Source organism: Paenibacillus baimaensis (genome assembly GCF_025567575.1).
This window is the reverse complement of the sequence record NZ_JAOQIO010000034.1, coordinates 179,763-191,860: the sequence shown is the minus strand read 5'-3', so window position 1 is coordinate 191,860 and position 12,098 is coordinate 179,763. Positions and strand designations below refer to the sequence as shown.

Here is a 12,098-nt window from a genome sequence, read left to right as displayed (position 1 = left end):
ACCTATAATTCCCAGCAGCCTATTGAGTGAATGCCACAGCCATCGTTCCGCTGCAGCCTACTCCCAATGCCGAGATCAAAACTGCAATGAACGAATCTTCGGCTCCAGTGATATCGATGGGTCGCGCAACAGCTCCTGTCGGAACAAATGTACGTAATTGAATTCTAATCCACATGGCACCTTTTTCACCCAAAATAAAACAGCAGGGTTTGCCTACTCGATCCGACAATTGAACCCTGCTGTAATTATTTCGTGTTGACTTTCTTGTAGGAGGGAGAAATTCTTAAATACTGAGCAAGACCTCGACTTCATTAGTTTTTCTTGATCAATGACACCAATCACATCAACGTGGGCAGCCATCCGATCCAGCTCCGTATTTCTCCAATTCTGTAATCCATCTCTCCAACTGCTTCTCAGTCAGCAACATTGGATATTTCCCCCATACTTCGTTATATACTTTAATGATTAAGATAATATGATTATAACAAACGTTTTTTTGTATGTAAACTAATTTATAAGCGCTTTCATTCATACATGGCTAGTCTAACATTGAGGAATTACTCTTGCACGAGCATCATGCATAATGCATTATTCTATGAATAAGCAAGCACTGCCTTTTCCACATTCGAAAGTCCTTTTACTGATGCTTACGATGCGTTAGCGGTCAAAATGTGGTTAGGAGACTCCTATCGGCTTCTTTAAAATGGCTTAACGACCATAAGCACCAATATGGCAATCATCAGCAGCTGTGCAGCCGTCTCGATTGGTACGATCTTTTTTATCAGCAGTCCGAACTCGGCGGGTATTTCATTACCCTGGTCTTGATTTTCAGATATGATCTTTATGATCTTTTTCATACGCGGCTCGATCCATCCGTCGATCATGACGACCATGAGCAGCGATAAAAGGATGGATACATTCAGCCACATTTGGGATAACCCCATCTTGGTTATGAACATAAGCCAAACCCCGGTTAAAATAAGTACGGATCCACCAATTTTAGGTATTATGGCAAGTTTGGTCGTTATACCAAAAGCAAAATGCAGTTGGCCGACGGTTCTAGCGGATCTTCGAATGATGGGCATCCCGAAAGCGGGGCCAATTATGGCGATCGAAGCCAGTATATGCAAAACGATCAGTAATCCAAACAAACCCATTATCCCCCTTCTCCTTAGCACACCGTAATATTGCTTTGATAGGCTAAACCGACCCTTTTTCTTTTAAACGCTCCTCCAAGCTCAAGATGGTCCAACATACATTTTGCGACATCGTCATAAGCAACATTCAGCTCTTGAAGTCGGCTGAACAAGTAACCGGCTATATCTGCCTCGGAATATTCCTTGATCGTCTCCGGAATCGGAATGGGCAAGGTTTCCGTTGTTACATGTAGATGAGCCGGATCTGGGTGCTCTCTCGAATCAATCATTGTTCCCGGACACATAATGGACCAATCGAGTTGAGTCTGCTGTAGCCTTTCGAAATTCCGGTTGTGATTTCTATACTCAGGTGGGAAGCCGGGTAAATTGTTGCCGATAAGATCCGTATATGGAATATCCAGCAGGCCAGCTCCTCCCATTATCCATACCCGCCCAGAGAAACTAGGTTGGAATTCACATTGGCTTATAATGTTATCAACGATACGAACAAACTCTTCTCCCTGGCCCGCATGGCCGGCTGCAATAATAGCGGCGTCTTGATGCGCGAGAGCCTCACCGACGCTCACAGGGTCCATAATATCGTCCACGATCACCTTCACATGCTTTGCAGAATGCTCACCTAGTTGATCATAAAGCTTCTCAGAATTTCGCACAAATGCGGTCATTTCATGCCCCATTTTTATCCCTTGAACCAACACTCTTTTCCCTGTATTCCCCGTCGCTCCAAAAACAATAATTTTCATTGTTCTTTCCTCCTCTTAAATGGACCCCAATATTGGGTTAACTCAAGCTTAGCATCGCTTCAAAATTATGTTAAGAACCCACTTTAAAGTAGGGTACTTACTTAAAGGTAAGCATGACAGAAAGGAATACCATAATTAAACGCGGAGATCGGGAGGACAGGAAAACTCTATATACAGATTGGCGACAATTCTACACTACAAGGAGTTTTATTATCTCAAACCCGATAATTAATTTCATATCAGGAGTGCGACTGTAGGTAACCAAAAGCTGCCCGGAATCCCGTGGCAGCTTTTGGTTTGAGTTGATTGAATTAGTGTACAAGTTCATTGAACCAGCTTTATGACGCTGACTCTTCATATTTTCGCTTATTATGATTTTCTCCCCAAGCACACATGACTTCTGCTACAGGAATCAATGATCTGCCGTATTCACTAAGAGAATATTCTACTTTTGGAGGGATATCAGGATAGACCGTTCTATCGACTATGCCTTCTCGTTCCAAATCTCGGAGATGTTGTGAAAGCATTTTTTGTGAAACATCAGGTATAAGCTTTTCCAGATCGTTGAATCTCTTTTTGGATTCAATCAAATGCCATAAAATCATTGGCTTCCATTTGCCACCTAAAACATGAATGAGTGTCTCAACTGGACATTCACGCTGATGAATCATTGATAAATCATCCCCTTAGTTTTAAGTAAGTGCATTACCTAAAATTAACATAACAAAATTTTACGATAGCGCTACAATCAAGTCAATCATTGAAACTAAAAAGGATAAAGACATTAACGAATGCAGTACTCACTTCCGCCTACTATTCGTCGGGAATGGGATAAAGTTCTTGTCATTTGGTTTCAGAAAGTAATCGACGGAATAGCTCGGCTAGCGATTTCTTGCCACTGTTGTTTTTTCCAACGATGACAGTTGTTCTCTCTTCAAGAAAAAAAATTCACATAATAAAGTAACTCCAAATCAACATACTAATAAACCTTAAATTTCTTGCTATGAAATAATAGTTGATAATACGATTTAATACATTCAAACAATTTTGATATTCTCAAAACTTGTGATTTATATTTAGATATATAATTACTTTAACTTCACGCTTTTTTACATAAATATTAGATTTAACACAATGTTTTACCTTTATTTCTTCAAAATGAGTGCGGATCCATCATTAGCAAACAGTGTTGCCACAGCGGCACCGAGAAGGATGACATATTATCAGAAGATCGTATCGCAGCACTCGAGCAGGAACCCAAAACACTCCGGAATTTGTCTAAGCGGAAACATATGGGAGTTTTGGCGGTGGTGCATATGCCTTCTGCCGGTATAAAATGATAGAGTAGCTTGGACCGATTGCTGAAAGGAGTAGGACAGATGAATATTACCCACGATTTTATTGATGAACAGTTCCGGACGTTCCTTTTGAAAACGTATTGCGACGGCCGGGATTCGATTCAAACAAGTGATGTAGAAGGGATTGGCGAACTGCAAATCTCGCACAAAGACATCTCAAGCTTGAACGGACTGGAGCATTTTACGTCGCTGGATGTCCTGAATTGCGCATACAATAAGCTGACTGAGCTGGATATTCGCCGCAACACACGTTTGGTGGACTTGGAATGCGACGGCAACGAGTTGAATGCGCTCAATACAAGCCACAATTCCGCGCTAAAGCGGCTGCACTGCAATTCCAATGCGATTTTGGCGCTGGATCTGTCGGCGAATGCGGCGCTGGAATCGTTGGATTGCGGATACAACCGGATCCGCAATCTGGACGTGAGCCAGAATCATATGCTGACGGAGTTGATTTGTTACTGGAACATCTTGTCCAAGCTTGAATTGGAGCGCAATCCGCTGCTGCGCCATCTGCAGTGCGGCTATAACGCCTTGTTTACCTTGGAGTTGGACCATCACACGATGCTGGAGAAGCTGGACTGCGGCAGCAACCATTTGATCCAACTGCGGGTGACGAACTGTGAAAATTTACTGGAACTGCGGTGCAATGGTAATCATTTGACCGAATTGGACATTAGCAGCAGTCCGAGGCTGGAAAGCTTGCGCTGTTTTCAAAACCATCTGTCGAAGCTGCAACTGAACCACCCTGAGCTGGTCGAAGTGTACTGCTCGGATAACAAAATTGTGGTACTGGACACAAGCAAGGCTCCAAAGCTGGAACGGCTGGATTATGCCAACAACCTGATTCGGGAACCAGACCATACCGTAAAAGGTGTCGGGACATTTACCTATGATATGTCGGTGTCAGACTACAAGGTGACACTGCCGTTTCACGGAACCGACATTCACGTTATAGCAGCGGTGCGCACAAAGGCGGAAATGAAACGGCTGTCACCGGTCATGAAGAAAGTATGGGACAACATGGCGACGATGCATGATCAAGCATTGACACTCATTGCAAATACGCATCCCGATGAGGATGTCAGCACACTGGTGCTGTCTGAGCTGGTGTTCGAGGAGCTTGGCCCCATTCGACTTGGTTACGATGCAGGGGAAACGCCGGCAGGACAATTGCTCATCTACGCAGTCTTTCAGAAAACGTTTCAACTCGACGACACACTTGTGTATGAAACATATTGACGGATGATACAAATGAGTCCGTTTGCCTGGACAAGCGAAACAGCAGAAGGAGAAAGCCGCTGTTTGGACGTGCAAGCGAAAGTTCGGTGAGCTCCTTAGGTGATTAAAACGATATTTATGTTTGGAACCATGAAGATGATAGTAGAATATGGATAAGTTCTTCTCTATCAAGTTTTATAAGACTAATGGAGTATGATAGTTTAACAATAAGGGGTTTCACATATTAGATATGACTAGTATGTGAAACCCCTTATTTAATGTTTCTGGAACTAGCGCACCTCTTTTTGCAAGACATACTTGAACGCCATCAAGGAGCCATTATCAATGTAGCAGCAGCAGCCGGTTTTCAATCGATGCCCTTCATGGCCGTTTATGGTGCAACAAAGGCATTTATCATTTCTTGGAGTGAGGCATTATGGTCAGAAACAAGAGAGAAAGGCAAGATGACGGTTATTGATGGGAGAGATAATTACTGGAAGGCACAAATTATTCGTGTAATATCCAACACGAAACGAAGCTGTCCCGCGCAGCCGTTTCATGGCTTTGGGGACAGCTCCTTCTTATGCTCGCCGACCGACATTAGGCAGGAGGAGCCAGAACCAAAGCGTCATCAAAAGATACACCCGCCGAGGTGGTCCTGAATCCGATTTTCCCTGCTGTCAATTCCGTTACAGGATTGGTCCATTCCGTCTTTAATGCCCCATTCACATAACCTTTTATGGTATTGCCTTGAACGGAGGCCTTAATCGTATACCACTGGTTCGCCTGAGTTGTGAAAGAGGTGCTGGATACTTGGGTCAGTTGTCCATTCACGGACTTGTACAACTCCAGCTTTTGATTCGATACATTGATTCGATACATATAGTAATTAGTGGCATTCTGTACCCTGAATATAATGCCTGCATTGGCATCAGCGATGGGCATTTTCGCTTTAGCTTCATACGTATAATCCGTCCATGCATCACCGTTGGTAATGAGGGCAGTGGCTGAATTATTTTGGGTCAATACTTTCGTGCCGTCTGTTGTCACACTCCAAGAACCGGAAGCAGACGCCCATCCTGTCGTATTTCCATCTTCAAAATTGTCGCTGAATAGGAGGATTGGGGTAACAGTTACATCGTCAAAATGGACGCCTGCCGAGGTGGTGCGGAATCCGATTCCTCCTGTTGTCAGTTCTGTTATTGGATTGGTCCATTCCATTTTTAATTCTCCATCCACATAACAGAAAATCTTGTTACCCTTTATAACCGCCTTAACCGTATAGAACTGCTTCTCCAGGGCTATGAACGGAGTATTGGCTACAGACGCCAGTTGTCCGTTCACGGATTTGTACAACTCCAGCTTTTGATTCGATGAATTAATTCGATACATATAATAATTATTGGCGTCCTGAACCCTGAAGACAATGCCTGCATTGGCATCGGTAATGCCCATTTTCGCTCTGGCTTCGTACGCGTAATCCGTCCATGAGCCGCCGGCATTGGCGGTAATCAGGGATGTGGTTGTCTGGCTGCCGCTGGACAGCACTTTATTCGTGCCGACTGTCGGTACGGTCCAGCCGCCTGTAACGGATGTCCATCCCGCCGTATCTCCGTCTTCGAAATTGTCGCTGAACAGCGGCTTGGAATTGGCAAAGTTGATGCCGTTTACATTGCTATTAACGGTAACTTTCAAGTCGCTCAGGTTTGTTGCGAGTTTGCCTTTAATATAAACATCTGAGAACATGACACCGTTAACCATCCCGCCTTTGGTGACATTCCCGGAAATTCTGGATTGCTCAGATCCCAGCTCGCGAACATTAATGTTCTTTAATATAACATTGTTTACATCGCCGGAAGTACTAGTAGAAACTCCAAGCCAATAGTTCCCGAATTGATTGATACCGACTCGTTCGATATCGATATTCTCAAACGTAATATTTTGAGCGTAACCTTCCTCCGGAAGCGTATTATATTGGTAACCATGATCAATCAGCAATGCCCGGGCACTTTGATACACATATGAATTTCGGATGGTCACTCCGATCTGCGGCTGTGCTACTCCCATACCAATCTTGAAAGCCGCGCATCTTGTCCATGCAAAAGCGTCATCGAAGACCACATTTTCCAAATGTTCAAGCGCTCCCGGCCACCCTTTGGACATCCCCGTTTGCAGCCAGGTTTTAGTAGAATAAGTGTCATCATCCGATATTGCAATCGCATGTTTAACAAGCACGTTCTGACTCTCGTTTATATCGATAACATCATTCTCAATTTTGTATAAATCCTGGAATCCCTTGAGATTTTTTATGGTCACATTGTCGGAACGAACAACCATGAACGACCAAAAACCGCCATCCCGCAATATTAAACCATCAAAATTAAAGTTTGTGGTTGCGATCGGAACCAGCAGGTTATTCAAGAATCCTTCATTTTTATTCGGTGACGGCATCAATCGTTCTCGCATCGCTATGCCCTTTCCATCAATGGTTCCCCGTCCCCGTAAGGTAATATTGCTGGAGTCTACGGCAGTACGAATAAAATACGTTCCATCCGCATTTCGTGAATCCTTGCGGAAATCTATCGCGTAGTCTTCACCCTTGCCTGTACCGACAATGACGGCGCCTCCGGCCAGATAAAAGGTTACATTGCTTTTTAATGTCAGGTTCCCGCTCTTATAGACACCGGCTGGAACAAATACAACGCCGCCGCCAGCTTGATAGGCGGCATCGATAGCCTGCTGAATCGCGTTCGATGCCATCGATGTCCCCGTATTATCCGCATTGTATGGCGAATGGGTCACATTATAGATCCCGGCTCCTGTGGACGAGGGAATATTCGTCTCCAAGGGATCTGCTGCGATGACAATTTTCTTCGTCTGGTCATTGATTTTTACGATCACATAGGTTGAAGAAGAAAGCGTAAATGTTAGCTTGTTCCCGTTGACCGTCCCCTCGATGTTTTTGGCCATTGGACTGATGGAATAAGATGTAATCGGCACATTAGCAGTAACTTCGATACTAACCGCGCCGGAGAAAGAAAATTGAGCATAGTCATAGTCATCCTTATAGCTGATTACTGGAACCGATTGGTTATCCGCTTTCAATGAAAATACGTTGGATGCGGTATAAATGGATGGCATCGGGTAATTTTGAATAACTGCGGCCGCATGTGATGTCTGTGGTAAAAATCCTGTAGTTGATATAATTACGGCAAGAAGTAACAATAAACCATATACTTTGCTTTTAAGCATAAATACCTCCCACTAAAATTAATGTTTTTTCCATCATGACTGGTCGCCAGGCATTCCACATATCCTCTGCGCCGTAATAATTTTTCACCTCCCCAGAGTTTCCAGATTCATCCCGCCCGGGAAAATGACATCGTAGCGGAACCCGCCGAGGCGTCTCGTACGGCGCCTCCGGAGAGAGCAGCACGATGCCGGACGAATAACTTTGTACTTGACGATTAATGCGTCCAAACCGCTGATCTTCTTGGCACCGAAATTGAGCTTCGTCATATAGTTCCCGTCATTGTCTCAAGATTCTGGTAATCCTTCGAGTAGTCCTTCGAGAACTCGGCGAGTACGGCGCGAAGCCAAGCGCGTCCAAAAATTTCGTGTTCTCCGGCTGCGAGTTGTTGATGAAGTTCCAGGCGTCGTACAGGCGCATCCGTTTTAAAGATCGGTAGAATCAGTTTGTAAGCGCTGTCTATATTGTGTGTTAGTGTTTACTCTCTTCGCTGATCACCATACCCTTAAAGGTTTGTGTCTCCCGCTTGGTGTCCATCCACCTAACTGCGTCTTCCGGGTACTTGGAAGCTTTAGGCGCATAACTAAGCCGGTCGAAGCCGTTCAAGACGGACATCCCCGCCCTGCCAACCTTGCTTTTCAACATCAAGATGTAGATGGCTTTGGCGGTAGGCAAGCTCTTGGTCAGTGCATCGAGCGTCTTCGGCATGTCGGACCAGTTGAGCAAGGCTGGCCGCCAAACGCCTTAGCAATCCGGGGACGAGAAGCAAATTACAGGTCGTAGTTGATGCAAAACAGTCTCCTCCGGCCTGATCTCGCCTTCTGGCCTTGGACAAGAGCCGTCCCCCGTTTGCAGTTCGGATTCGCTCATACTCATCTCGGGCAAAGATGTGATGTGTTTAGTATAGCCAGCATCGTATTCTCCCAAAAGGTGGCAATCTTTGTATTTCTGGTGCTATCTTATGGAAAAGCAAAACGGGCATACCTCGAATGAGCGAGTATACCCGTTAGCGCTTTGCGGTCAGCTTCCTTTCCGATCTCTCCCATAAGGATAAGCTTTGCACCATACGTGCTTCTATTCTCTCATCTCGCGTTTTTCGATCGAAATAAGGACGAGGTTCCTTCCATCCTGCGCACTGCCTTTTGGATATAACCCTTTTTCCATTATCGCTTTTCACCAGAACAACGACATTCTTCTCTAACCGAGAGTCCTATTGGTCTCCATTTTCATGAACCTTTGTTTATTGGCTGCACAAAAGCCTCGCGGAATTCAAAAATACATAAGAGATGTGCAGCAGTTTTTTAAAGGTTCTACTATACTGCAGTCACGATTATTAGCTGATTCTTTGTAACTATTATGGTATGCTCATGTTGTGCCACAAAGCTATTGTGGGTGCATATAAAGTCCATCCATTTCCCATATGAATTTAATTAGAGTGTGTATATTCAATTAGGTATGATCTGCTTGAGATTGTTTGTTAGCCGGCGCAAACCAGCCAAGAATGACAATAGCAACCAAAACCCCATAAAAGATAAGAGTCCAACCTGTGCTATGTGGGAAATGTTGATCTAAGACACCAATATCGCCATGAGCAAGGGTAATTACGGTAAGCTTCACCCCAACCCAGGCTACGATCGCATAAGCCGTTGTCTCCAGAGCGGGGCGTTGCTCAAGCAACTTCACAAACCATGTAGCCGCGTATTTTATTAAGACTAAACCAGCAATACCACCAAGTACGACTACAATAAATTGTCCTCCGTCCATTCCGCCGAAATCGCCAAGCGGCGAATCCGGCAGACCAAGCGCAAGAGCTACTGCAGCAAGAATGGAATCAATCGCAAATGCAAGATCCGCAAAAGCAATCTTTCCTACAGTTGGCCAGAAGCCTTTCCCAGCGGATTGTTCTGCCACCTCACCGTGAAGAGTTTCCTTTCCTTTGCTTATGCGTGCTTGGATGATGTGCTTTAAACCGAGATATAGAAGATAGGCTGCCCCAATCGCCTGCACTTGCCAAACATTGGCGATAAAAGAAATCGCAAAAAGAGCAGCAAACCGGAAAGCAAAGGCCATAATGATTCCATAATTAATGGCTCTCTTCTTCTGGTCCTCCGGTAAATGTTTCGCGATTACCGCCAGAACAAGCGCATTATCGGCCGATAGCAAGCCCTCCAATCCAATAAGAATTAATAATGTCCACGCATACTGCAGCCAGAGTGATTCCAATTACTATTGCCCCTCCCCAAAATGTTAGCTTTATTTTCCTTGCCTTTAATATACCATTTCCCCATTTTCCCGATTTCAGAACGAATTCGCTCGTTATCTAGCCTATAGCTTAACGAGGTAGCCTCTGATTATAGACTATTACGAAAGTTTATATTGTAAGTTTCATTGGATGTGTTGATTTTTCTGCGTGTTACTGTCATTAAGTTGAGTAACGGCATTTGTTAAGGGACAGCTACCGTTACCCAACTGTTGGAAATATTAAAAGAACCGACGAGCGCCTTAATTCAGTATTGAACAAAACTTTCGCAGTAAATTTGATGGTCGACTTAATGTATAAGTTGACGAGGACAGACTGAGCTTTATTCGCTGCCTCCTCAGTAGGATTGTCCTTTTACATGATTGAGCCAAGAAAGTTTGCTTGTTAGTTTGTGAAAACAGTAACATTACTATAACTAAAAAAGCCGCAATTTAAGCGACTTTCAATGTAATAATGATGTTGACTTCCGACAAAGATACATTTGCGACACAAACATATGCGTTTTCATAATACTTTGATATTGCCATATTGCACTATGAATTATCACCAACAAAAGGGTCAAGTTATTGTCTTCGACGAACGACAATAACTTGACCGAATGAAAACAAAAGCTCGGCATTTATGCGGTTTTCCAATCTATTATTTCATTCGGATAATGCCATTCGAATTTCCATCAACGCTTACTTTTTCCGACCCGTTGTTATTGACTCACACGTTTTTGTTTTTTTCTTGCACCAAAACCGAAATAATTACCCTAACGAATTAAGTTTATCTAATCATTGCTACATACGGAAAAATTGGGTCTTTCAATTCGAAGTTGTAAGTATAACCATCGACGATGCCAACCACTTTGTCGCTATCATACAGTTCCAGCAAGAATCCGGCCATTTGCTCTGCCGTGTGGAACTTCGGAACGATACCTGTATATTCAAACTGCTCCAAATCCATCGAGCGTTTGGCGAACTCCGTTTCGGTCGCAGCCGGGGCCAACACCTTCGCCTTCATTTTCGCACCATTCGCTTTCAGTTCGTGGGCAAGTCCTTCCGTAAATGCACTGACATAGAATTTACTCGCGCAATACGTGATCGCATTGCCCACTATTGTATATCCGCCGCCCGATGAAATGTTTATGAGCTGCGTTCCTTCCGCTGAGGCGTAATCGTGAACGTAGAGTGAGCTGAGTAGGGTGAGCGTCTCGATGTTCAGATGCAGCAGAGCTTGGATCTTGTCCAGATTTTGCTCGCCGACCGAAGCGAAGTTGCCGAAACCCGCATTGTTGATCCACGTTTCAATCTGATACGCCTTTAGATCTTCGTAAAGTTTGAGCGCATTGCCGGAAATGGATAGATCCGTTGTTCGAATGACCACTTGAACGTCAGCATGCATCTGCTGAATTCGAGACTTCAGCTCTTCCAAATTATCCAACCTGCGGGCAACGATAATCAAGTTTTTGCCGCGCGCTGCGAATGCGAGTGCTGTTTCATATCCGATCCCAGAGCTGGCACCCGTAATGACGGTGTATTTCATCATAATTCCTCCTTTTTTTCCTCTCAATTAAGAATTATACTCATTACAGTTAACTCTAAGTCAAACTATTTTCAAACTACGTTCGAGCGGATCGTTGATTCCGCAAAGGAGACCAGACACCGCATGTATTCTATTAGTCAGCTTGCCAACTTGTTGGACCTCAGCACATACACCCTGCGCTATTACGAGCGAGAGCAAATCGTTAAGCCGGATCGCAATTCCCAAGGAAATCGAGTCTACAGCGATTTACATCTCCAATGGCTACAATTCGTACTCAAGCTTAAAGAAGCCCAAATGCCCATTGTCCAAATCAAAAAGTATGCACAATACGTCTTAGAAGGTGAGCATACCGCGGAAGCACGGTTGAATTTACTGCAAGCGCACCGCGCCTTTATTCAACAACAAATCGAGAGCCTGAATGCGACGGATCACTTGCTGGAGGCAAAAATCGCGGGCTACAAAAAGAAGATTGAACAGAAGCAATCCTCCGCTTGCGAGACAAACATGAAGAATTAATGATCAACTACATTACTCTCAGTCTCATAAGAACTATATCATTACATAATAATATCATTTGACGTA

12 protein-coding genes are annotated in these 12,098 nt (G+C 44.2%); 3 read left to right on the top strand and 9 right to left on the bottom strand.

All coding sequences use genetic code 11. The features are described 5' to 3' along the window. Window positions 1–19: 19 nt before the first annotated feature. From OB236_RS11900 to OB236_RS40055, 5 genes are all read right to left on the bottom strand, one after another. Window positions 20–175, bottom strand: coding sequence for a hypothetical protein (locus OB236_RS11900; protein ID WP_262684197.1), 156 nt, complete (start codon window positions 173–175; stop codon window positions 20–22). A gap of 523 nt (window positions 176–698) precedes the next feature. Further along, a complete protein-coding gene (locus OB236_RS11895) occupies window positions 699–1,157 on the bottom strand; it encodes a DUF2269 domain-containing protein (RefSeq protein WP_262684196.1) in 459 nt (152 codons plus the stop codon). A 14-nt stretch (window positions 1,158–1,171) separates the two neighbouring features. Next, on the bottom strand, window positions 1,172–1,900 hold the full coding sequence (locus tag OB236_RS11890; protein WP_262684195.1) for an NAD(P)-dependent oxidoreductase: 729 nt from the start codon (window positions 1,898–1,900) through the stop codon (window positions 1,172–1,174). A 338-nt stretch (window positions 1,901–2,238) separates the two neighbouring features. Beyond that, complete coding sequence (locus OB236_RS11885; protein WP_262684194.1) at window positions 2,239–2,571, bottom strand: winged helix-turn-helix transcriptional regulator; 333 nt, start codon at window positions 2,569–2,571, stop codon at window positions 2,239–2,241. 474 nt (window positions 2,572–3,045) lie between these two features. Further along, on the bottom strand, window positions 3,046–3,114 hold the full coding sequence (locus OB236_RS40055; RefSeq protein ID WP_408638452.1) for a hypothetical protein: 69 nt from the start codon (window positions 3,112–3,114) through the stop codon (window positions 3,046–3,048). A gap of 165 nt (window positions 3,115–3,279) precedes the next feature. Between OB236_RS40055 and OB236_RS11880 the strand changes: the two genes are divergently transcribed. Further along, a complete protein-coding gene (locus OB236_RS11880; RefSeq protein WP_262684193.1) occupies window positions 3,280–4,500 on the top strand; it encodes a leucine-rich repeat domain-containing protein in 1,221 nt (406 codons plus the stop codon). Window positions 4,501–4,757: 257 nt separating this feature from the next. Further along, entirely contained in the window at window positions 4,758–5,141 is a 384-nt protein-coding gene (locus tag OB236_RS40050; protein ID WP_408638447.1) for an SDR family NAD(P)-dependent oxidoreductase, read from the top strand. Here OB236_RS40050 and OB236_RS11875 read toward each other — a convergent pair. The 4 genes from OB236_RS11875 to OB236_RS11860 form a co-directional block, all read right to left on the bottom strand. Continuing rightward, window positions 5,080–7,731, bottom strand: a complete 2,652-nt coding sequence (locus OB236_RS11875; RefSeq protein ID WP_262684192.1) for a family 16 glycoside hydrolase — start codon at window positions 7,729–7,731, stop codon at window positions 5,080–5,082. The genes OB236_RS40050 and OB236_RS11875 overlap by 62 nt on opposite strands. A 469-nt stretch (window positions 7,732–8,200) precedes the next feature. Continuing rightward, a complete protein-coding gene (locus tag OB236_RS11870) occupies window positions 8,201–8,437 on the bottom strand; it encodes a hypothetical protein (protein WP_262684191.1) in 237 nt (78 codons plus the stop codon). Window positions 8,438–9,178: 741 nt separating this feature from the next. Beyond that, window positions 9,179–9,952 (bottom strand): TerC family protein, encoded by a 774-nt coding sequence (locus OB236_RS11865; RefSeq protein WP_262684190.1) that lies wholly within the window; start codon window positions 9,950–9,952, stop codon window positions 9,179–9,181. An 805-nt stretch (window positions 9,953–10,757) separates the two neighbouring features. Then, window positions 10,758–11,516 carry an SDR family NAD(P)-dependent oxidoreductase gene (locus tag OB236_RS11860; protein WP_262684249.1) on the bottom strand — a complete coding sequence of 253 codons (759 nt, stop codon included), beginning with the start codon at window positions 11,514–11,516 and terminating at the stop codon, window positions 10,758–10,760. A gap of 123 nt (window positions 11,517–11,639) precedes the next feature. Between OB236_RS11860 and OB236_RS11855 the strand changes: the two genes are divergently transcribed. Beyond that, on the top strand, window positions 11,640–12,032 hold the full coding sequence (locus tag OB236_RS11855; RefSeq protein ID WP_262684189.1) for a MerR family transcriptional regulator: 393 nt from the start codon (window positions 11,640–11,642) through the stop codon (window positions 12,030–12,032). The last annotated feature ends 66 nt before the right edge of the window (window positions 12,033–12,098 follow it).

Excerpts from the sequence above, each read along its gene's own strand:
- OB236_RS11895 (WP_262684196.1), bottom strand. The coding sequence starts at position 1,157 with ATGGGTTTGTTTGGATTACTGATCGTTTTGCATATACTGGCTTCGATC.
- OB236_RS11855 (WP_262684189.1), top strand. The coding sequence starts at position 11,640 with ATGTATTCTATTAGTCAGCTTGCCAACTTGTTGGACCTCAGCACATAC.
- OB236_RS11890 (WP_262684195.1), bottom strand. The coding sequence starts at position 1,900 with ATGAAAATTATTGTTTTTGGAGCGACGGGGAATACAGGGAAAAGAGTG.
- OB236_RS11870 (WP_262684191.1), bottom strand. The coding sequence starts at position 8,437 with ATGCCGAAGACGCTCGATGCACTGACCAAGAGCTTGCCTACCGCCAAA.
- OB236_RS40050 (WP_408638447.1), top strand. The coding sequence starts at position 4,758 with ATGTTTCTGGAACTAGCGCACCTCTTTTTGCAAGACATACTTGAACGC.
- OB236_RS11885 (WP_262684194.1), bottom strand. The coding sequence starts at position 2,571 with ATGATTCATCAGCGTGAATGTCCAGTTGAGACACTCATTCATGTTTTA.
- OB236_RS11880 (WP_262684193.1), top strand. The coding sequence starts at position 3,280 with ATGAATATTACCCACGATTTTATTGATGAACAGTTCCGGACGTTCCTT.
- OB236_RS11875 (WP_262684192.1), bottom strand. The coding sequence starts at position 7,731 with ATGCTTAAAAGCAAAGTATATGGTTTATTGTTACTTCTTGCCGTAATT.
- OB236_RS11900 (WP_262684197.1), bottom strand. The coding sequence starts at position 175 with ATGTGGATTAGAATTCAATTACGTACATTTGTTCCGACAGGAGCTGTT.
- OB236_RS11860 (WP_262684249.1), bottom strand. The coding sequence starts at position 11,516 with ATGAAATACACCGTCATTACGGGTGCCAGCTCTGGGATCGGATATGAA.